This window comes from Roseomonas sp. HF4 (genome assembly GCF_005222755.1).
Taxonomy (GTDB): domain Bacteria; phylum Pseudomonadota; class Alphaproteobacteria; order Acetobacterales; family Acetobacteraceae; genus Neoroseomonas.
The window spans coordinates 363,686-384,240 of sequence record NZ_STGD01000004.1 but is presented as its reverse complement, the minus strand read 5'-3'; the positions used below and the strand labels follow the sequence as shown (position 1 = coordinate 384,240).

Below are 20,555 nucleotides of genomic sequence, written 5' to 3'. Positions count from 1 at the left end.
AGCAGCAGGCCAGCGACGGCGTAGGCTCTGGGACTGCCGCACCCGTAACCCGCGCACCCCGGCAAACATCCACGGGCAGCCCCAGCCCTGTCATCCCGGCGCTGGGTACGCACCCACCGATCGACCATCACGCCCACTGACAGCAGGGTTTCTGGAGGTGTCCATCTGCAGCGCCATGGGCAGGGTCGCGAGCGCCTTGTCCTCGGCGAGCGAGTGGCCGATCAGCGCCGACATCGCGACCTGGCCGATCATCGACGCACCCATCAGCGCCTGGTAGAAGAACAGCAGCCAGACGTTGCGGCGCATGCGCGCGTCGGCCGCGCGGGCTGCGGGGACGGCATCGGCGGGGATCGCGTCCACCGTCAGAAATGGCTCCAGCCGCCGCGCGCGAGCGGCAGCGGCGTGCCGTCCGCGGCGAGGACCGCCACCTCCGGCGCGCCCTCGGCGAAGCGGCCGATGCGCGTGACCGGCGTGCCAGCGGCCGCGGCGGCGGCCTCGATGGCGGCGCGGTCGGCGGGCGCCGCGGCGAACAGCAGTTCGTAGTCGTCGCCGCCGGTCAGCAGCGCGGGGAGCAGCGCCGCGTCCAGGTCCAGAGCGGCGCGGGCGGCGGCGGACAGCGGCACGGCGGCGGCCTCGACCACCGCCGCGCAACCGGCCGCGCGGCAGAGATGCCCGAGGTCCTGCACAAGCCCATCCGAGACATCCATCCCCGCATGCGCGACGCCCGCGATGGCCTGACCGAGCGCCAGGCGCGGCTCAGGCAGCCGGTAGCGGCGCGCGAGATGACCGGCCGCATCGCCCGGCACCTCCCCCCGCAGCACGCGCAGCCCGAGCGCCCCGTCGCCGATCGTGCCCGAGACCCAGAGGTCGTCCCCCGGCCGCGCGCCCGCGCGCCGCAGCACGGCCCCCGGCGCGACCGTGCCGAGAATGGTAAGCGACAGGCAGGCCGGCCCCGGCGTCCCGGTCGTGTCCCCGCCGAGCAACGCGAGGCCGAAGTCGCGCTGGTCCTCCGCGAGGCCCCGCACGAAGCCCGCGATCCAGTCATCGGCGATGCCGCGCGGGAAACTGGTCGTCATCAGGTAGCCGAGCGGCGCCGCGCCCATGGCCGCGAGGTCCGAGAGGTTCACCCGCAGCAGCTTGCGCCCGACCGTCCCGGGCGGGTCGCCGGGCAGGTAGTGCACACCCTCGACCATCGCATCCGCCGCGATCACGAGCCGCCGGCCGGCCGGAATGTCGAGCACCGCGGCATCGTCCGCGAGGTCGAGCGCCCCCTCCCCTGCCAGCGGCCGGAAATGGCGCGCGATCAGCGCGAATTCCGGCGGCAGGCTCACCGCGGCGTCCCGAACTCCGCGGCGCGCAGCGCGTGGGCCATGGCATCGAGCACGCCATTGGCGAAGCGCGCCGTATCCTCGTCCAGGAAGCCGCGGACGACGTCGAGGTATTCGTTGATGACGACGCGCGCCGGCGGCTCCGCGCCGCCGAGCAGCTCTGCCGCCGCGGCGCGCAGCGCGGCGCGCAGCACGGGGTCGAGGCGTTCCAGCGTCCAGTCCTTCTGGAGATGCGCGCGGATCGCGGCATCCGCTTCCTCCGCCTGCGTGGCCGCGGCCTTCAGGATCGCCTCGAACAGCGGGATGTTGGCGAGCGGCACGCCGCCATCCTCGAACGCCGCGTCGCCCTCGCCGGCGCCGATGCGGTGGCGGATGAACTGCTGCGCGACCGTCTCGGCGCTCTCGCCCGTGTGCTCGGACTGGAACAGCGCCTGGACGGCGGCGACGCGCGCGCCGGTGCGCGGCCGGCCGGCCGGTTTCGGGCGCATGCTCATCCCGCGAGACCCCAGCGCCGCGCGAGCGCGACCTGGCCGAGCACCGCATGCGCGGCCTCGGCGCCCTTGTTCATGCGGTCGTCGCGCGAGCGCGCGATCGCCTGGTCGAGCGTGTCCACCGTCAGCAGCCCGAAGCCGATGGCGGCGGCGCTCCGGGTCGAGACATCCATCACGCCGTGGCAGATCGCGTCGCAGATGAAGGTGTAGTGGTCGGTCTCCCCGCGCACGACGCAGCCGAGCAGCAGGAAGCCGTCCCAGCGCCCCGGCGCCTTCAGCGCCATGGCGAGCGCGGCCGGCAATTCATAGCCGCCGGCGACCTCGGCCACCTCGACGGTCGCGGCGACGCCGGCCAGCACGCGGCGCGCGCCGGCAAGCATGCCTTCCACCACATCGCGGTAATAGGGCGCCTGGAGCACCAGGATGCGGGGCGCGGGGCCGGCCAGCGCGGCCGGGCCGCGCTCGGGGGAATCGAGGGTGCTCACGGCGTCGGACCTGTCGCGATGGGCCGGGTCTCGACATCCTCGATCCCGTAGCCCTCGAGGCCGACGATCGGCCGCGGGTGGTTGGACAGCCGGACCATGCGCGTGACGCCGAGGTCGGCCAGGATCTGCGCGCCGATGCCGTAGTCGCGCAGTTCCGGCGCGACCATGCGGCCGCGGCCGCGGCGGATCTGGTCAGACAGGCCATCGGCGCGCCAGTCGCGCAGCAGGACGACGACGCCGCGGCCTTCCTCGGCGATCATGCGCATCGCGCCGTGCAGCTCGCCGATGGTGCGCCCGGCGACGAGGTCGTTCAGGAGCGAGGCGGCGTGCATGCGCACCAGCACCGGCTCCTCGCCCGCCACCTCGCCCTTCACCAGGGCCAGGTGCTCGCCCTCCGTCACGGTGCTGGCATAGACCACGGCGCGCCAGTCGCCGCCGATCGCCTGCGGCAGGATCGCGTCCTCGACACGGCGGACCAGGCGCTCGGTGCGGCGGCGATGGGCGATCAGGTCGGCGATGGTGCCGAGCTTGAGCCCGTGGTGCTGCGCGAAGGCGACGAGGTCCGGCATCCGCGCCATGGTGCCGTCGTCGTTCATGACCTCGCAGATCACGCCCGACGGGTTCAGCCCCGCCAGGCGCGCGAAGTCGACCGCCGCCTCGGTATGGCCGGCGCGCACCAGCACGCCGCCGTCCCGCGCCACCAGCGGGAAGACATGGCCGGGCGTCACGATGTCATCCCGCCCATGCTCGGGATTGATCGCGACGGCCACGGTGCGGGCGCGGTCGGCGGCGCTGATGCCGGTCGTGACGCCCTCCTTCGCCTCGATCGAGACGGTGAAGGCGGTCTGGTGCCGCGTGCCGTTCGACTGCGCCATGAGCGGCAGGGCGAGCTGCTCGACCCGGGCGCGCGTCATGGCGAGGCAGATGAGCCCGCGCGCGTGTCGGGCCATGAAGTTGATCGCGTCGGGCGTGGCGAACTGGGCGGGGATGACGAGGTCGCCCTCGTTCTCCCGGTCCTCGTCGTCCACCAGCACGAACATGCGGCCGCGCCGCGCTTCCTCGAGCAGGTCCTCGGCGGGCGAGATGAAGTCGTGGAAGGAGGTCCGGACCGGCCCCGTGCCCGTCGTCGCGCTCATCGCTGGTACTCCCGGAGCCGCGCCACGTAGCGCGCCATCATGTCCGCCTCGATGTTCACCCTGTCGCCGGGCTGCAGCGTGCCGAAGGTGGTGACCGAGGCCGTGTGGGGAATGATGTTGACCCCGAACACGTCACCGTCAACCTCGTTGACCGTCAGCGAAACGCCGTCGATCGCGACCGAGCCCTTGGGCGCGATATAGGGCGCGACCGTGGGCGGCACGCGGAAGCGCCAGCGGACCGAGGCATTCTCGGGCGTTGCGGAAACCACCGCCCCGACGCCGTCCACGTGGCCGGCGACGAGATGCCCGCCAAGCTCGTCACCCATGCGCAGCGCGCGTTCCAGGTTCACGCGCGTGCCGGGCTTCCAGGACCCGGCCGTGGTCTTCGACACCGTCTCGGCCGAGCAGTCCACCGCGAAGGCATCGGCCGCCAGGTGCACCACGGTCAGGCAGACGCCCGAGCAGGCGATCGAGGCGCCGAGCACCGCCGGCGTCGGCCCGGCCAGGAAGTCGGGCGCGGTGCCGATGACGAGGCGCAGGTCGTGCCCGCCGCCGATCGGCTGCACCTCCCGCACCGTGCCGAGGGCGGTGACGATCCCGGTGAACATCAGGGCATCTCCAGGCGTTCGAATTCGGTCATCACATCGGCGCCGATGGGTCGCACGTCCAGTCGCCGGAAGCGGGGCATGGCGGCAAGTGCCGCGAGGCGCAAGCCCTCGGCCGCGGGCAGCCCCTCGGCGCCCATCACGCCCGGGGCGTGGAACCAGGCCAGGCGGTCGACCAGCCCGGCGCGGAGCAGCGCGGCTGCGATGCCGGCGCCGCCCTCGGCCAGTACGCGCGTCACGCCGCGCTGCGCCAGCGCCGCCAGCAGCGCGCGGAGGTCGAGGCCGCCTTCCGGCGCGGCGGGCACGGTCTGCACCGCGACGCCGGCGGCGATGAAGGGGGCGAGCGACACGGGCGGATGGCCGGGCGCTGTGACGATGCAGGTGGGCGCGGCCGTGGCCGTCGTGACCAGCCGGGCGCCGGGCGGCGTGCGCAGCCGGGCGTCGGCGACCACGCGCAACATCGGCACGCGCTCCATGCCCGGGATGCGGCAGGTGAGGTCCGGATCGTCGGCAATCACGGTGCCCGAGCCGACCAGCACCGCGTCATGCCGCGCGCGCAGCGCATGGACGGCGCGGCGCGCCTCCGGCCCTGTGATCCAGCGGCTTTCCCCGGCGGCGGTCGCGATGCGGCCGTCCAGCGTGGTCGCGAGCTTCAGAGTGACCAGCGGCAGCCCGACCTCGGTCCGGCGGAAGAAGCCGGCGTTCAGCGCGCGGGCCTCGGCTTCCAGCAGGCCCTCCTCGACGGGGATGGCGGCGGCGCGCAGCCGCGCGAGGCCGCGCCCGTTCACCCGCGGGTCCGGGTCGCGCATGGCCACCACCACGCGGGCGATGCCGGCTGCTTCCAGTGCGTCGCAGCAGGGCGGCGTGCGGCCGTGGTGGGAACAGGGTTCCAGCGTGACATAGGCGGTGGCGCCGCGGGCGCGGGCCCCGGCGCGGCGCAGCGCCTCGGTCTCGGCATGCGGGCGGCCGCCGGGCTGGGTCCAGCCGCGGCCGACCACCTGGCCGTGGCGTACAAGCACGCAGCCGACGGCCGGGTTCGGCCAGGCATTGCCGAGGCCGCGGCGGGCGATCGCGAGGGCGGCGCGCATGTGGAGGAGGTCGTCGGGCATCCCGAGCCGCGTCTAGAGGAATATCGGGCCGGGCGAAATCTCCGGCGCACCGCCGCATGCCAGGCGGACGAGGGTCCCACCTGCTTCCCGGAGGACCAAGCGGGCGCCGCGGCCTGTGCCGCGAAGCCAGGCCGCGCGGATGCGCGCCGCGTCACGCCGCGCGTGTCTTCCGCACGACGCGTCTGAGGCGGACAAAATTGAAGCCTTCGTCCGATCGGTATCAGCGCACCACGCGCGCCAATTGCAGCAGCGACATCAGCACGGCGGCGACATAGGTGAGCGCCGCCGCCCGCAGCACCGCCGAGGCGCCCGGCAGGTCGCGCGGGTCGAGGTAGCCGCCCTGGCGCAGCGCCGGCAGGGCGCGGCGGAAACTGGCATCGATCTCGAGCGGCAGCGTCGCCAGTTGCGCCACCACCGACAGGCCGAACAGCGCCATGGCCAGCACGACCGAGGGGATCACGAGATGCCCCGCTCCGGCCAGGCCGCCCAGCAGCGGCACCACCGTCAGCAGCGCGACCACGGCCAGGCGCAGCGGCGCCAGCGCCCGCATCAGCACCATACGCAGCCGGAAGACCGGGTCATTGTCACGGTCCTGGACGGCGTGCGCGACCTCATGCGCCGCGACCGCGACGGCGGTGATCGAGCGGCCGTCATGGTATTCGGGGGTCAGGCGTACCGCGGGCGTCGCGGGGTCGTAGTGGTCGCCCTGGTCGGTCGGCTCGACCAGCACGTGGTGCAGCCCAGCCTGGTCCAGAAGGTGGCGGGCCAGCTCGCCACCGGTGCCGGGCAGGTCGGCGCGTTCCGACGCGTGGCGGGCCATCACCCAGCGCACATACAGCATCGGGCCGAAGACCAGCGCGAGGAGCAGAAGGATGACCGCGGGGATCATCGCGCCCCGTCAGTCCTTGCTGCCGAGTTCCCCAAGGAAGGCCTGGAAGTCGCGCGCTTCCCCGAAGTTCCGGTAAACGCTGGCGAACCGGACATAGGCGACCTGGTCCAGCTCGCGCAGGCTCTCCATCACGATCTCGCCGATCTTGCGCGACGGGATCTCGGTCTCGCCCTCGGTCTCGAGGCGGCGCTGGATGGAATTCACCAGACGCTCGATCCGGTCCTCGTCGACCGGGCGCTTGCGGAGCGCGACGCGGATCGAGCGCGCCAGCTTCTCCCGGTCGAAGGGGACGCGGCGGCCGTCGGTCTTCAGCACCGTGATCTCGCGCAGCTGGACACGCTCGAAGGTGGTGAAGCGCGCCCCGCAGGACGCGCAGGCGCGCCGGCGGCGGATCGCGGCCGCATCCTCGGCGGGGCGGCTGTCCTTCACCTGCGTGTCCTCGGCGCCGCAGAAGGGGCACTTCATCGGGCGGGCCTCAGCCGGCGTAGACGGGGAAGCGGCGGCAGAGGTCGAGCACCTTGGCCTTCACCGCGGCCTCGACCGCGGTGTTGGCGCCGTCCGCATTGGACGCGGCGGCGCCGTCCAGCACCTCTCCGATCAGGCGGCCGATGGCGCGGAATTCCCCGGTCCCGAAGCCGCGGGTGGTGCCGGCGGGCGTGCCGAGGCGGACGCCCGAGGTCACCATCGGCTTCTCGGGGTCGAAGGGAATGGCGTTCTTGTTGCAGGTGAGGTGCGCACGGTTCAGCGCGGCCTCCGCCACCTTGCCGGTCAGGCGCTTGGGGCGGAGGTCGACCAGCAGCAGGTGGTTGTCGGTGCCGCCGGTCACGAGGTCGAGGCCCTGGGCCTGCAGTTCCTCGGCCAGCGCCTTCGCATTCGCCACGATCTGGGCGGAGTAGGCGCGGAATTCGGGGCGCAGCGCCTCCGCGAAGGCCACGGCCTTGGCGGCGATGACGTGCATCAGCGGGCCGCCCTGCAGGCCTGGGAAGACGGCGGAGTTGAACTTCTTCGCCAGCGCCTCGTCGTCCGTGAGGATCATGCCGCCGCGCGGGCCGCGCAGCGTCTTGTGCGTGGTGGTGGTGACCACGTGGGCGTGCGGGAAAGGGGACGGGTGCGCGCCGCCGGCGACCAGGCCGGCGAAGTGCGCCATGTCGACCATGAAATACGCGCCCACCTCGTCCGCGATGGCGCGGAAGGCCGCGAAGTCCCAGGTGCGGGCATAGGCCGAGCCGCCGGCGATGATCAGCTTCGGCTTCGATTCGCGGGCGATGCGCGCGACCTCCGCCATGTCGATGCGCTGGTCTTCGCGCCGCACGGTGTAGGGGACGGGCTTGAACCACTTGCCGGACTGGTTGGCGGGCGAGCCGTGCGTCAGGTGCCCGCCGGCCGCGAGGTCGAGGCCCATGAAGGTGTCGCCGGGGGCGAGCAGGGCGAGGAAGACCGCCTGGTTCGCCTGCGCGCCCGAATGCGGCTGGACGTTGGCGAAGCCGCAGCCGAACAGCTGGCAGGCGCGTTCGATCGCCAGGCGTTCCGCGATGTCGACGGCCTCGCAGCCGCCGTAGTAGCGGCGGCCGGGGTAGCCTTCGGCGTATTTGTTGGTGAGCACGCTGCCCTGGGCTTCGAGGACAGCGCGGGAGACGATGTTCTCGCTGGCGATGAGCTCGATGCCGTCCTGCTGGCGGGCGAGCTCCTGGGCGACGGCGGCCGCGATGGCGGGGTCGGCGACGGCCAGCGGGGCGCGGAAGAAGGTCTCGGCGGGGGCGACGCCGGCGGAGGGGCCGTCCGGCGCGCGGAGGGGGGCGGGGGTCGGGCGCATCATGCGCCGGGTTTTGCGCTGTCCGGGTCGAGCTTGTCCACCCGCCGTTGGTGGCGGCCGCCTTCGAAGGGGGTGGCGAGGAAGGCGCGGAGCGCATCGATCGCGGTTTCGGCGCCGATGGTGCGGGCGCCGAAGCAGGCGATGTTGGCGTCGTTGTGGGCGCGGGTGAGGCGGGCTTCGGTGCTGTCGTGCAGGACGGCGGCGCGGATGCCGGGGCGGCGGTTGGCGGCGATGGCCATGCCGATGCCGGTGCCGCAGACAAGGATGCCGAAGGGGGCCTGCCCGGAGGCGACCGCCTGGGCGACCTTGGCGGCGTAGTCGGGGTAGTCCACCGACTCGGGGCCGTGGGTGCCGAGGTCGTGGACGGCGTGGCCTTCCGCTTCGAGGGCTGCCTTGAGGGCGAGCTTGAGGGGGAGGCCGGCGTGGTCGGAGGCGAGGGGGAGCGGCAAGGGTTCCATTCCGATCATTCTGCCATCATGGGTCGAGACGGTGGCGCGGCCAGCGAGAAGGTCACGAAGACGTACCTTCGGGACTAGGGACCATCCATAAAATCCAATACTCGATCGACAAACGCTTCTTTGCCGGATTCACCGCCCTGGAATTCCTCGGAGGTCATTGAGAATTCCGATACCTTCTGGTCAAGGTTTTTCGCGTTTGCGATCAGCATGTAATTCGAATTTATCGGCATGCTGGCGTCGTCTCGCCGCACGATCCTGATCTGGCTCTCGATGTCACGGCCGAGAAGCAGAAGGTGGAAGGCCGACCCCTCGATGCCTGCGATGGTGCGCGCGCCCTTCAGGGCATCGAGTTGCTCGGCAACCGCCAGCGCCTCCGGATGCAAGACATGCCAGCCAAGTTCGCGAAGGCGCTCTTCCAGGCATCGTTCGAGCACGGGCGTCAAGCCCCCGCGGCCCGGCAATGCCGAACGCGACAGCCAGATGCGACGGCTTGGATCCGGACGGCCGAAGGGCACGACGCCCAACGCCCGTGCCTGAGCGTCGGACACCTGATTCTGGATCACGAAGCCCAGTTCCGGCACGACGAGCTGCGCGACCTTCAGTGGCCGCGCGATGAGGTGCATCGACACCCCGGCCATGCCGAGCAGGCCGAAGATCTCCTGTTGCCAGGGCAGGACGCGCGGGACGACGGCATGCCAGAGGACCGGCATCGCCGGGTTCGACTTCAGCCACCAGAAGCGGCTCAGGCTCTCGATCAGGAAGTGCCCGAAATGGCCGAACAGCACGCCGCCATAGGCGCAACGGAGTCGAAGATCGTCCGGGTCCTCCAGGCCCTCGACCTGCCCCGGCGCGAGGCGCGGCCAGGATATCCGAGCGCGTCGGACATACAGGTCGTCCACGTAGCGCCCGTCGCCGAAGGTCGCGAGGAACCCGGCCTCCGCGGTCGCGTCGGGGCGAAGCAGGCCGGAAAGGAGGACCTGGCGATGCAGGCGCGCCCTCAGAACGTGCGACGCAGAGGCATACACCAAGGCATCCGGCACGGGTCCGAAGCACGGCCTTGGCGGCGAGGTCCACTCAACGGGCATGGGCGTCCCCGGCTCCTCCGGTTCGCGCGCGGCAAGGTGAGCGCTCAGGGCGCATCGACGAAATCGATGACGTCCTGCGGCGCATGCAGCTTGTAGGACGCGACCCGCCCGGCGCCCCGCATGGGCTCCAGCGCGACCCTGAGACTGGTCTGCGCCAGGCCCTTGGCGGCGGCGATCAGGCCGTAGGACGGATTGAGCAGCCCGGTCGAGCGCGCGACGATCCGGATGGCCGCCCGCGGCTGCTGGGCCAGGAGCAGAATGTGAAAGGCGGAGCCCTCGAAACCGGCGACCACCTCAGCGTCGGCGAGCGTCTCGAGCTGAGCGAGGACGGTCAGACGTTCGGGCGCGACGATCGACCAGCCGCGCGCGGCGAGTTCGCGCTCGACCTCCGCCTCGCCGGCGACGATCCCAAGGTTCGGTGAAAGGCCCGAGCGGGACAGCCAAACGCGCTTTCCGCGCAACGGCACGCGGAACGGATAGGCTGCCAGCGCCTCCGCCTGGTCCTGCGCCAGGAAGCTTTCGATCATGAAGCCCGGATCAGGCAGCACGAGGTGCCGGAACAGGGTCGGCTGTTCAAGCACGAAGGACCCGGCCCCACCGATGCCGAGCATGGCAAGGATCTCGGCCTGCCAGGGGGACACTGCGCCGTCCGTCGCATGCCACACGACCGGCACGCGCGGCCGCATGCGCATCCACCAGGCCCGCGCGAGCGATTCCACCAGGAAATGCCCGAAATGGCCCGACAGCACCCCGCCATAGACATGCGTGGGCTCGATCGTCCGCGAGGGCGTAGCGAAATCGCCGAGCGGCCAGGCCCCGCCCAGTCGGCGCAGCATGAACTCCTGCATGAGACGACCGTCCGCATCGAACGCCCCGTAGGACAAGGGGTGGCCAGGACGGTCCGCCCGCCGCAGCGGCGTCAGGATGATGTCCTTGCGGTGATGCGCCCTCAGGAAGACGCGGGCAGCACCAGGGATCTCGTCCGCGGAGACAGTGGTTGCGGCGACATTGGTGCGCCCGGTTTCCATCACCGCGAACGATGTCTCAACCGCGCCGCCGCTTCTCGATGATGGCGGCGTGTTTGGTGAACAGCAGGAAACCAACTTCGCGAGCGACTGCAAGCATGTCCGGAGGGACATCCGCCGGCCTGGCTGATGCCGCTGCGACGATGTCGGCGACCCGCTTCAGGTACTCGACCGCGGAGACATCGCTGCCACGGCTGTACCGCTCGGCGAGCGGCGAAAAGCTGGTCTGGATATCTTCCATGATGTAAATTCCGCCCGGCTTCAGTTCCGGGAACAATTTTTCCAGAGAAAAAATCTGATGCCCCCAGTAGTGGGAGCCATCCTCTACGATCAGATCGAACGGACCATGCTTCGAGCAGAGCGCCGCGAGATCGTCCGACGACGATTGATCGCCGATCTCGATGGCGATGCGTGGTTCGGCGAACCGTTGAACGGCGGGCACTATATCGAATCCGATGACGCGCGCATTCACGAAATAGTCGCGCCACATCCGCACCGAGGCGCCTTCCTTGACGCCGATTTCCAGAATCTGCAGCGGACGAAACCGCAAGGGCGAGAGGAAGCGTTCGTAAGTAGCGAGGTAGCCGTGGCCCCGCGACGCCTTGTCCGTTCCGTACATGAGTCCCAGGTCATCGAGTGACGCGAGTTCGGTGTTCATCGGGTGGGTTCCGAAGGCTCGGAGGGGTGGATTACGATACGGTCACAAATCATTGCCAGCATCGTCCGGATGTCAGGAACGGGCGCCGTCACTCGGCTGAAGGTTCTATGCATCGTCAGCCCCGATCGGCGCCTTTCGGCCCGGCGTGCGCATCGGGACCGAGCCGGGTATACGGCGGTAACGACGACGGCGTGAAGGGGTGAGGGAGAGCCGCGCTGCCGAGACCCGGCTTGACCCACCGTACTTCATGTAACGAGGACACCGACCCCTCATGAATGCAGCCGTCACCGGCACGCCATCCTTCGAAGAGACCAAGGCTCGCTTCCTGGGTCGATTTCGCCACGCGGTCAGCACGCGGACGCTACCGGCCTTCCATGACGATTGCGTGGCCCTGCTGAAGGGAAACGCAGCGCCGACTGACCTGCCATACGCCTTCGCGTATGCCGCCCGGGCCTTGCTCCATGACCGCGCGTCCTGGACGCCCGACCTGCGGCTTGGAACGAATGAGCTGGATAACCGCATCGGGACGCTTCTCGAAATACCGGAAGCAATAAACTGCCGGGACAACTATTATCATGAAATCGTTGCCGGCCTCCGGCACTTCGTGATGGGGCGACGCAAGGCTGCCTTCGCGCAGCTCGCCTGCGCGGCGCGGCACAGCGATTTCTACCGCGTGGTCAAGGATGACTTCGGCGGTGGCGCCTCCTTCGCGAAGACCTTTCCAACCACGGCGGATCTCACCGCGGCGCGGTCTCGGCTGCCAAGCGACCTGTCCTTCCATAGTACGGGGCAGGGCGGCCATGACATGGTCTACAGCGTGTCGTTCGACCCGGTGTATGCTGCGGCGTTTGCCGAGAACTGGGCGCGGTCGGTCGTGGCGCTCGACCATCCAGGCGCAGCCTTGCATTTCCACGTCGTCTTCAGGACCAAGGAGGACGAGGGCGTGCTCGCCCGCCTGATGGCGGCGGGCTCGGCACTCCCGGGCCGTTTCTGGCTGTCGTCGGAAACCACGGGCGGCAACTTCGACCGCGCCTACTTCGCGTCGGCTCGCCTTCTCCATGGCGCGCACATCCTGCGGCAGATCGGCGCGCCCATGTGGATCGTCGATGCCGACGCCGCCATATCGCACCCGTTCGAGGCGGCCTTGGCCCTTTCGCGCAGCGAGCGCAACGTGACGGGGCTTTTGCATCCCGGCCCGAGCTTCGGCTACCTCCCGTGGCGCGCCTTCGCCGCCACGTGGATGTTCGTCCCGGCGACCGACGAAGCCGCGCGTTTCCTCTCCCTCGCGGGTGACTGCGTCAGATACCTCTGGGACGAACGGCCTGGAAGGAACTGGTGGATCGATCAGTTCGCGCTCAAGGTCGCCCAGCTCGTCTGCGAGGACAGCATGCCTTCGGCTCGCGCAGTCTCGCTTGCCGGCAAACTCCGCGACCCCTTCACCACCAGCGAGGACTACAAGATCGCGACTCTGTCGAAGCATCCGGATATCGCACCCCTGCTGACCGAAGGCGTGGGCTACGGGCAGGCACTCCGGCAAGTGGCGAGCCGCTACTGACGGCGGGGCAGACCTGATGATCGAAAGCTTCGAAAGCCTTCCATGCCTGCGAGGCAAACGTTAAGCATAGGATCATTCAACCTTGGACGAGCGACGCGTTCATTTAACCAGAATGGTCGAGAGTGAGACGCATGATGCTCGATGAGAATATGAGCGAAAGCGATACCGCTTCACTCTCCGGAAGCCGTCGGAGCCCGCATTTTTCAGTGCTTGAGCCGGCCCGCAGCCCCCATCCCGACTTCCTCTGCATCGGCGCCCAGAAGGCCGGCACCACCTGGCTCTACGCGAACCTCCGCTCGCACCCCGGCATCCTGATGCCGCCGGTGAAGGAGGTCGCCTATTTCTCCACCCTCTACGTCCCCGGCTGGGCCAAGGCGGATGCCGAGCACCGCGCCAACCAGGTCGCCCAGGCCCGCGCCCACTGGAACGCGCCGGAGCGGCTCGACCCCAAGCGCACCCGCCCCGAGATTCGCGCCCGCGTCCTCGCCAGCCTCGACGCCCTCTCGCGCGAGCCGATGGATGACGCCGCCTACGCCACCCTGTTCGCGGGCTGCGGCGTCGACCAGGTCTGCGGCGAGATCTCCCCGCAATACTGCGTGCTACCGCGCGAGGGCATCCGCCACGCGCTGGCGCTGAACCCCAACCTCAAGGTCATCGCGCTGCTCCGCCACCCCGTCGCGCGCGCCATGTCCCACCTCGCGATGCTCTGCGGCAAGACGCCGACCGCCGAGCGGATGAAGGAGATCGCGCTGTCCAACTGGTGGAACGGCGTCTCCTGGTACTCGGACTACGCGACCTGGCTCCTGCGCTGGAGGGGGATGCTTCCGCCCGGCCAGCTGCACGTCGACTACAACGGGCTGATCCGCGACGACCCTGTCGGCGTCCTGCGGCGGATCTGCGATTTCCTGGGCCTGCCGTTCGAGGAAGCCCGATTCCGGAACGCGCGCGAACGCGTGTTCGAAGGCGGCAAGCCCACCGGAGACACCGCCGAGGTCCGCGCGATCGTGAATGAGAGGATGGCGCCGCTGATCGAGGACCTCCGCCGGCGCATGCCCGACATCGCCGACGCCCTCGACCGGCATGGATAGCGCGCAGGTCCTTCCAATGGGAGGATGCGGGACCTAGAAGCCTCGTGACGCTTGTCACGCTCCCCTTCCCGGAAACCAGCCATGGACGCGACGTCGGATCCGAACACGATGGTTCCGCACCCCGATGCCTCAGACCTCGTCGCTCTCCGCGCCGAAGTCGCCGACCTGCGCGCGCGCCTCGAATCCTACGAACGCATCCTCCAGCTCCGCGACGCCGCCCTCGCCCCTGCCGCGCCCTCGCCGCCCGCCGCCCCCGAAGCTCCCCCCCTGCCCGACTGGTTCGAGATCGCCGCCGACCAGCTCCTCCCCATCCAGGATGGCTTCTACCAGCTCGAATGGGGCCCCGAGGGCGCCTTCCGCTGGACCGGCCCCGGCGCCGATGTCCATTTCGAAGCCTGGCTCGACCGCGCCGCGCCGCTCGTCGCCACGCTCCGCCTGTTCCACTTCGGCGTGCCGCGCAACGCGCGCGACCTCGCGATCGAGGTGGACGGCACCGCCTACCCCCTGACCCGCCTGGGGGAGGAGAAGATCCTCCGCTCCGACCCGATCGCGCCCCGCGCGGGGGACGGGCCGACGCGCCTCACGCTCCGCGTCGCGCATGTCCATTCGCCCGCGGCCAGCGGCAAGGCGGACCAGCGCATGCTGGGCGTCGCCTTCCAGCGCCTGCGCGTCGACCGCGCCTGAGGACCCCGCCATGGCCGCGCCGTCGCGCCGCATCACCGCGGCCATCTGCACCTACGAACGCTACGACCTGCTGCCCGGCGCGATCGAGACCGCCATCGCCCAGACCCTGCCGGCCGGGACCTTCGAGGTCATCGTCGTCGACAATTCCCCCGACCCCGCCCGCTCGGCCCGCGAATCGGCAGCCTTCGCGCAGCACGAGAACCTCGTCTGGCTGCACGAGCCGCGCCCCGGCCTGTCCAACGCGCGCAACGTCGCCGCCCGCGCCGCGCGCGCGCCCATCATCGCCTACCTGGACGACGATGCCCGCGCCGATCCCGCCTGGCTCGAGCACATCGCAGGCTGCTTCGACCAGTTCGGCCCGGACGTGCAGGTCGTGGGCGGCCGCATCCGCCCCTGGTGGGTGGCGCCGCGGCCGGACTGGCTGCCGGACGAGATGCTGGGCAGCCTCACCGTCGTCGACCTCGGCCCCGAGCGCCGCCTGCTGACCGAACGCGAATGGGTCGCCGGCGCTAACATCGCCTTCCGGATCGACGCGCTGCGTGCGGCCGGCTGGTTCGACACCTCGCTCGGCCGCACCGGCGGCCCGGCCAGCCTGCTGTCGTCCGAGGAAACGGCGCTGACCGACCGGATCCGCGCCCAGGGCGGCCTCGTGGCCTACGACCCGCTCGCCGCGGTCGAGCACTGGGTCGACCCCGAGAGGCTGACGCAGCGCTGGTTCCGCCGCCGCGCCGCCTGGCAGGCGGTCTCGGACTACCTGAAGGATCCGAACGGGCGGCTCGCGCGGCGCGACGATTGCTGGGATTCGGTCAAGGCCTTCCTGCTCGCGCGGAACCCGGCCGACCGGACGCTGCGCGGACTGGCGTTGGAACAGGACCGCGCAGCCGATTTCCGCTGGCAGATCTCGGCCGTCTACAACGCCGTCACCGCGTTGCTCGCGGGCCTCGGGGAACAGGATGACCTCTGACGCGCCCGGGACGGGGTCCTGGGCGGGGCTGCGCGTCCTCGTGCTGTCGCCGGTGCCGACCTTCCCGGTCACGCTCGGCAACCGGAACCGGATCGTCCAGGTCAACGAGGCGCTGCGGCGCGAGGGCGCGCATGTCGCGCTGCTGCACTACCCCTCGGACGAGGAATGGCGCTCCTCCCTCCCCCGCGCGGCGCTGGCCGGCATGGCCGCGCAGTGGGACGAGGTCTTCCATTGCCCCGTCACGCGGCCGCTCCACACCCGCCCCGCGGAGGGGGAGGACCATGGCATCGACGAGTGGTGGGACCCGGCGATCGGCCAGATGCTCGACTGGCTGTTCAAGGTGGGCCGCTACGACGCGCTGGTCGTGAACTACACCTGGTTGTCGAAGGCGCTCGAACATGCCCCGCCGGGCGTGCTGCGGATCCTCGACACGCATGACCGCTTCGCGGAACGCCGGCAGCTGCTCGCGGCAAACGGGCTCGCGCCGGAATACTTCCATACGACGGCCGATGAGGAACGGATCGCCCTCGACCGCGCCGACATCGTCTGGGCCATCAAGGACCAGGAAGCGGAGTTCTTCCGCACCCTGACCGCCCGCCCGGTCCTGACGCTGCTCCACGCCGAGCCGCCCGCGCCGCCGCGCCCGGCGCCGAGCACGGACGGCGTGCTCCGCCTCGGCATCGTGGGCGGGCGCAACAACATCAACGCGGCCAACATCCGGGCCTTCCTCAAGGTCGCCGACGCCTACCTGCGGCGCACGCTGCTGCCGGTCGAGATCCTGGTCGCGGGGTCGGTCTGCACGCTGCTCGAGGGGGTGAAGCGGCCCTATCTGCGGATGCTCGGCACCGTGGGCAGCATGGACGAGCTCTACGACGCCGTGGACGTGGTGCTGGCGCCGCTCGCCTTCTCGACCGGGCTCAAGATCAAGGTCGGCGAGGCGCTGTCCCGGGCCATGCCGCTGATCAGCCACGCCCACGCCTTCGAGGGCTACGTCCCCACCCACCCCTTCCACGAATGCCCTGACTTCGAGGCGATGCTGCGCGCGGCCCACCGCCTGGTGCGGGACCCGGCGGAGGTGGCGGCGCTCGCCGAGGCGTCCCGCCGCTCGGTCGCGCGTGCCGAGGCGAGCATCCTCGAGACCCTGGCCGCGGCCGGCGCGCGCGCGCGCGAATTGCCGCCCTCCGTCGTCGTCGCGCTGCGCTTCGAGCAGGTGCGGACCGGTGCCCTCGTGCTCGACCACGTGCTCGACGCCGCCCGCTATGCCGGCTTCCGTGCGCCGGTCGTCTTCCACCTGGCGGGCGCGGCGGCGGCGGCCGATCCCGCGGCGCTCCTGCTGCTCGCGCGGCGCGGTCGGGTCGTGGTGGACCCCTCGGCCGCGCCCGGGCTGGGCGAGGCCGGCGCGATCCTGTTCGACGATACTGCGCCGCGGCTCATGACGCTGGACGCGCTGCTCGCGGCACCGCACTTCCTTGCCTGGTTTGCGGCGCTGCCGGATGCGGCACCCGCCGGGCCGGTCCGCACGCGGCTCGGCACCTGCCACCTCGGCGCCCTCGCCCTCGACGGGGCGGCACCGGACCCGGCGCGCCTCGCGGCGCTGGCCCGCGCCTTTCCGCGCTTCCTGCTGCTCGAGGAGGCGCCGAGCCGCACCGCCGCCGCCGTCATGCACGCCGCCCGGGCCGATCGCGCCGCCGTGCCGCTGCTCTGGCGCGGGGAGGAGAGCCGGTTGCTGGCGGCGCTGCGGGGCGCGGAGGACGGCTCCGTCGCGCTGCTAGCCGAGGATGCCGCCGCGGCCGCGCTGCGCCCGATCCTGGCCTTTCTCACGACGACGCTCGGCCGGGATGTCCGCATCTTCGCCGCGCGGCCGGGGCCGGGCGCCGCCCCCGCCTGGCCGGCCGCGGGGCCTCTGGCCGTCGCGGCGGGGCGCGTGTCGCTCGCGCCGCTCGGCGACTACTTCGATGCCGCGACCTGGGCCCGCGCGCGGCCGGCCTTCGTGGTGGAGCACGGGCGCCCGGAGGGCGCGCGGCCGGCCCGGGAGGTCGCGCTGCGCGCCGGGATCGCGCATCTGCGGATTGACGACCCGACGGCACCCGACATCGTCCGGACAGGGCCTGCCCTCAGCCACCGCACGCGCGGCTTCGTCTCGGCCGCGCTGGTGCTGGCGGCGCTGCACCGCCGGCAGGGGGCGCCGCCGGAGAACGCCGCCGCCGGCGACGAGTTCGGCCGCGACGCAGGCTGGGCGCGCATCTGGGCGGAAATCGGCCGCCTGCTGGCGGCCTGAGGGCGACGGGGCTGGAGTTCGCGGCCCGCAGGGCATGCCCATGCCTGCCGGGCCCTCGGCCCTGGCGCCAGCGTGGAAGGATGTTCTCGGCCGCGCACCGGACACAGAAGCGCGCACCACGCCGGCACCGCCGCGTGCCACGCGAGCATTTCCCTTTCGCGATGCCCGATCCCGTGGCACTTGAAGCCCCTGGGAAATCGCCGCAACGGGAGGGTGCCATGTCTGGCCCGAACTTCACGAACCCCGAGACCATCGCCCTGCATGCCGGCTGGCGCGCGGACCCGTCGACGGGATCGGTCGCGGTGCCGATCCACCAGACGACCTCCTTCCAGTTCCAGGACACCGGCCACGCCGCGCGGCTCTTCGCGCTGGCCGAGATGGGGAACATCTACACCCGCATCATGAACCCGACCGTGGACGTGCTGGAAAAGCGCGTCGCGGCGCTGGAGGGCGGCGTCGCCGGCCTCGCGCTCGGCTCGGGCCAGGCGGCGACGACCTTCTCCGTGATGAACCTCTGCGAGGCGGGGGACAACATCGTCAGTTCCACCGACCTCTATGGCGGCACCTGGAACCTGTTCGCCAATACCCTGAAGTCCTTTGGCATCGAGGTCCGCTTCGTGGACCCGGCGGACCCCGAGAACTTCGTGAAGGCGACGGACGACCGCACCCGCTGCTGGTACGCCGAGACCCTGCCGAACCCGAAGCTGCAGGTCTTCCCGATCGCCGAGGTGGCGGCGCTGGGGCGGAAAATCGGCGTGCCGCTCATCATGGACAACACCGCCGCCCCGGTGATCTGCCGCCCGCTGCAGCACGGCGCGGCCATCGTCATGCATTCCACCACCAAGTGGATCGGCGGCCACGGCACGAGCATCGGCGGAATGGTCGTGGATGGCGGCAATTTCGACTGGGAGGCCCATGCCGGGCGCTTCCCGACGCTGAACAAGCCCGACCCGTCCTACCATGGTGCGGTCTGGACGCAGGCGGTCAAGCCGCTCGGCCCGGTCGCCTACATCATCCGCATGCGCACCTGCCTGCTGCGCGACCTCGGCGCGCCGATGGCACCGATGAACGCCTTCCTGACCATCCAGGGGCTCGAGACCCTGCCGCTGCGCATGGAGCGCCACAACGCCAATGCGCTGAAGGCGGCCGCCTTCCTGGCGCAGCATCCGGCGGTCGAGCGTGTCATCCACCCGTCCGTGATGGAAGGCGAGTGGAAGCGCCGCGCGGACGCGCACCTCAAGGGCGGTTACGGCAGCCTGATGGGGATCGAGATCAAGGGCGGCAAGGAGGCCGGGCAGCGCTTCATCGAGGCGCTGCAGATGTTCTACCACGTGGCCAATATCGGCGACGCCCGCAGCCTCGCGATCCATCCGGCGACGACCACGCACAGCCAGCTCACGGACGCCGAGCAGGCGGCCTCGGGCGTGACACCCGGCTACATCCGCCTGTCCATCGGCATCGAGCACATCGACGACATCATCGCCGACCTCGACCAGGCGCTGGCCGCGGCGACGGGGCCGTCCATGAAGGCCGCCGCCGAATGAATGCCGACCGCCGCCAGGGCGCGCCCTTCGTGGCGGAGGCGCCGGCCGCCGCCGGCGCCTATCCCGCCATCCGCATGCGGCGAAACCGACGCGACGCCTGGACGCGCCGGCTGGTGGCGGAAAACACGCTCACCACCGACGACCTGATCTGGCCGATCTTCGTCATCGAGGGCACCGGCGAGGAACGCCCGGTCGCCTCGATGCCGGGCCAGGCGCGCGTGACCGTCGACCTCGTGGCGAAGCATGTCGAGCGTGCGGTGCGCCTCGGCGTGCCGGCGGTCGCGATCTTCCCCGCGACACCAGCCGAGGCGAAGGATGCCGAAGGGACCGAGGCGCTCAACCCCGACAACCTGATCTGCCGCGCGGCGCGCGAATTGAAGCGCGCCTTCCCCGACCTCGGCCTGATCGGCGACGTGGCGCTCGACCCCTACACCGACCACGGCCATGACGGCGTGATCCGGTCGACGCGCACGGGCGACTACGTCCACAACGACGACAGCGTCGCCATCCTGGTGCGCCAGGCGGTGAACCAGGCGGCGGCGGGCATCGACGTGATCGCGCCGTCCGACATGATGGACGGGCGGATCGGCGCGATCCGTGCGGCGCTCGACGGGCAGGGCTTCATCGATACGCGCATCATTTCCTACGCCGCCAAGTACGCGAGCGCCTTCTACGGCCCGTTCCGCGATGCGCTGGGATCGGGCAAGGCGCTGCGCGGGGACAAGAAGACCTACCAGATGGACCCGGCCAATTCGGACGAGGCGTTGCGCGAGGTGGCGCTCGACCTGGCCGAGGGCGCCGACATGGTCATGGTCAAGCCGGGGATGCCCTACCTCGACATCGTGCGCCGCGTGAAGGACCGCTTCGCGGTGCCGACCTTCGCGTATCAGGTGAGCGGCGAATACGCGATGATCATGGCCGCGGTGCAGAACGGCTGGATCGAGCGCGAGCGCGCGATGATGGAGAGCCTGATGGGCTTCAAGCGGGCCGGCGCCAACGGCGTGCTGAGCTATTTCGCGGTGGAGGCGGCGGAGGTCCTCCGCCGTGGCTGAGCCGCTGCCCACCGAGGCGCTGCGGCGCCCCTGGCATGGCGCATCCGACCGCGCGGCGGACCCTGCCGTCGTCGTGATCCGCCTGCAGCGCGCGGAGGTCGAGGCGCTGATGGCCTGGCGCACGGCGTCCGAGGGCAGCGAGGAGCAGGCGCGGGCCTGGCGGCGCCTGGCGGCGTTACGCGCGCGGCGCGTCGCGCTGATGCCGAAATCCGCCGCGGCGCGGCTGCCGCCGTTGCCGGACGCTCCGCCGGGCGCGCTGTCGGCCTGGCAGAAACTGCGCCGGCGCCTCGGCCTCGGGCCGCGCTGAT

The 20,555-nt window shown here is 71.2% G+C and carries 22 protein-coding genes; 8 read left to right on the top strand and 14 right to left on the bottom strand.

All coding sequences use genetic code 11. From position 1 onward, the window contains the following. Positions 1 to 90: 90 nt before the first annotated feature. From E8M80_RS26575 to E8M80_RS09170, 14 genes are all read right to left on the bottom strand, one after another. The gene (locus tag E8M80_RS26575) at positions 91 to 360 is read right to left on the bottom strand and encodes a hypothetical protein (protein ID WP_240789955.1); all 270 of its coding nucleotides are present in this window, start codon (positions 358 to 360) and stop codon (positions 91 to 93) included. A gap of 2 nt (positions 361 to 362) precedes the next feature. Then, positions 363 to 1,331: a thiamine-phosphate kinase gene (gene thiL / locus E8M80_RS09230; RefSeq protein ID WP_137125372.1), complete on the bottom strand. Its 969-nt coding sequence runs from the start codon at positions 1,329 to 1,331 to the stop codon at positions 363 to 365. After that, on the bottom strand, positions 1,328 to 1,816 hold the full coding sequence (gene nusB / locus E8M80_RS09225) for a transcription antitermination factor NusB (RefSeq protein ID WP_370287310.1): 489 nt from the start codon (positions 1,814 to 1,816) through the stop codon (positions 1,328 to 1,330). The genes thiL and nusB overlap by 4 nt, the downstream gene beginning before the upstream one ends. A gap of 2 nt (positions 1,817 to 1,818) precedes the next feature. After that, on the bottom strand, positions 1,819 to 2,304 hold the full coding sequence (gene ribH, locus E8M80_RS09220) for a 6,7-dimethyl-8-ribityllumazine synthase (RefSeq protein WP_137125370.1): 486 nt from the start codon (positions 2,302 to 2,304) through the stop codon (positions 1,819 to 1,821). Further along, positions 2,301 to 3,440, bottom strand: coding sequence for a 3,4-dihydroxy-2-butanone-4-phosphate synthase (ribB, locus tag E8M80_RS09215; protein WP_137125369.1), 1,140 nt, complete (start codon positions 3,438 to 3,440; stop codon positions 2,301 to 2,303). The genes ribH and ribB overlap by 4 nt, the downstream gene beginning before the upstream one ends. Then, entirely contained in the window at positions 3,437 to 4,048 is a 612-nt protein-coding gene (locus tag E8M80_RS09210) for a riboflavin synthase (RefSeq protein ID WP_137125368.1), read from the bottom strand. Before E8M80_RS09210 ends, ribB begins: the two co-directional genes overlap by 4 nt. Continuing rightward, positions 4,048 to 5,154: a bifunctional diaminohydroxyphosphoribosylaminopyrimidine deaminase/5-amino-6-(5-phosphoribosylamino)uracil reductase RibD gene (gene ribD, locus E8M80_RS09205; RefSeq protein WP_240789954.1), complete on the bottom strand. Its 1,107-nt coding sequence runs from the start codon at positions 5,152 to 5,154 to the stop codon at positions 4,048 to 4,050. The genes E8M80_RS09210 and ribD overlap by 1 nt, the downstream gene beginning before the upstream one ends. A gap of 220 nt (positions 5,155 to 5,374) precedes the next feature. Next, positions 5,375 to 6,043, bottom strand: a complete 669-nt coding sequence (locus E8M80_RS09200; RefSeq protein WP_137125367.1) for a zinc metallopeptidase — start codon at positions 6,041 to 6,043, stop codon at positions 5,375 to 5,377. Positions 6,044 to 6,052: 9 nt separating this feature from the next. Further along, positions 6,053 to 6,508 carry a transcriptional regulator NrdR gene (gene nrdR, locus E8M80_RS09195; RefSeq protein ID WP_137125366.1) on the bottom strand — a complete coding sequence of 152 codons (456 nt, stop codon included), beginning with the start codon at positions 6,506 to 6,508 and terminating at the stop codon, positions 6,053 to 6,055. Between the two features lie 10 nt (positions 6,509 to 6,518). Continuing rightward, positions 6,519 to 7,856: a serine hydroxymethyltransferase gene (gene glyA / locus E8M80_RS09190; RefSeq protein WP_137125400.1), complete on the bottom strand. Its 1,338-nt coding sequence runs from the start codon at positions 7,854 to 7,856 to the stop codon at positions 6,519 to 6,521. Further along, positions 7,856 to 8,314 (bottom strand): ribose 5-phosphate isomerase B, encoded by a 459-nt coding sequence (gene rpiB, locus E8M80_RS09185; protein WP_137125399.1) that lies wholly within the window; start codon positions 8,312 to 8,314, stop codon positions 7,856 to 7,858. Before rpiB ends, glyA begins: the two co-directional genes overlap by 1 nt. A gap of 74 nt (positions 8,315 to 8,388) precedes the next feature. Continuing rightward, positions 8,389 to 9,399 carry a glycosyltransferase 61 family protein gene (locus E8M80_RS09180; RefSeq protein WP_137125365.1) on the bottom strand — a complete coding sequence of 337 codons (1,011 nt, stop codon included), beginning with the start codon at positions 9,397 to 9,399 and terminating at the stop codon, positions 8,389 to 8,391. A gap of 44 nt (positions 9,400 to 9,443) precedes the next feature. Next, complete coding sequence (locus E8M80_RS09175; RefSeq protein ID WP_170979300.1) at positions 9,444 to 10,427, bottom strand: DUF563 domain-containing protein; 984 nt, start codon at positions 10,425 to 10,427, stop codon at positions 9,444 to 9,446. A gap of 16 nt (positions 10,428 to 10,443) precedes the next feature. Continuing rightward, the gene (locus tag E8M80_RS09170; RefSeq protein ID WP_137125363.1) at positions 10,444 to 11,082 is read right to left on the bottom strand and encodes a class I SAM-dependent methyltransferase; all 639 of its coding nucleotides are present in this window, start codon (positions 11,080 to 11,082) and stop codon (positions 10,444 to 10,446) included. Positions 11,083 to 11,353: 271 nt separating this feature from the next. Between E8M80_RS09170 and E8M80_RS09165 the strand changes: the two genes are divergently transcribed. From E8M80_RS09165 to E8M80_RS09130, 8 genes are all read left to right on the top strand, one after another. Then, positions 11,354 to 12,637 carry a hypothetical protein gene (locus tag E8M80_RS09165; RefSeq protein WP_137125362.1) on the top strand — a complete coding sequence of 428 codons (1,284 nt, stop codon included), beginning with the start codon at positions 11,354 to 11,356 and terminating at the stop codon, positions 12,635 to 12,637. 206 nt (positions 12,638 to 12,843) lie between these two features. Continuing rightward, the gene (locus E8M80_RS09160; RefSeq protein WP_170979299.1) at positions 12,844 to 13,725 is read left to right on the top strand and encodes a sulfotransferase; all 882 of its coding nucleotides are present in this window, start codon (positions 12,844 to 12,846) and stop codon (positions 13,723 to 13,725) included. A gap of 81 nt (positions 13,726 to 13,806) precedes the next feature. Then, a complete protein-coding gene (locus E8M80_RS09155) occupies positions 13,807 to 14,409 on the top strand; it encodes a hypothetical protein (protein ID WP_137125360.1) in 603 nt (200 codons plus the stop codon). A gap of 10 nt (positions 14,410 to 14,419) precedes the next feature. Further along, a complete protein-coding gene (locus E8M80_RS09150; protein ID WP_170979298.1) occupies positions 14,420 to 15,373 on the top strand; it encodes a glycosyltransferase family 2 protein in 954 nt (317 codons plus the stop codon). Further along, the gene (locus E8M80_RS09145) at positions 15,363 to 17,651 is read left to right on the top strand and encodes a glycosyltransferase (RefSeq protein WP_137125358.1); all 2,289 of its coding nucleotides are present in this window, start codon (positions 15,363 to 15,365) and stop codon (positions 17,649 to 17,651) included. The genes E8M80_RS09150 and E8M80_RS09145 overlap by 11 nt, the downstream gene beginning before the upstream one ends. A 218-nt stretch (positions 17,652 to 17,869) precedes the next feature. After that, complete coding sequence (locus tag E8M80_RS09140) at positions 17,870 to 19,195, top strand: O-acetylhomoserine aminocarboxypropyltransferase/cysteine synthase family protein (protein ID WP_137125357.1); 1,326 nt, start codon at positions 17,870 to 17,872, stop codon at positions 19,193 to 19,195. Continuing rightward, entirely contained in the window at positions 19,192 to 20,247 is a 1,056-nt protein-coding gene (hemB, locus tag E8M80_RS09135; protein ID WP_137125356.1) for a porphobilinogen synthase, read from the top strand. Before E8M80_RS09140 ends, hemB begins: the two co-directional genes overlap by 4 nt. Next, positions 20,240 to 20,554 carry a hypothetical protein gene (locus E8M80_RS09130; protein WP_137125355.1) on the top strand — a complete coding sequence of 105 codons (315 nt, stop codon included), beginning with the start codon at positions 20,240 to 20,242 and terminating at the stop codon, positions 20,552 to 20,554. Before hemB ends, E8M80_RS09130 begins: the two co-directional genes overlap by 8 nt. Position 20,555: the final 1 nt, after the last annotated feature.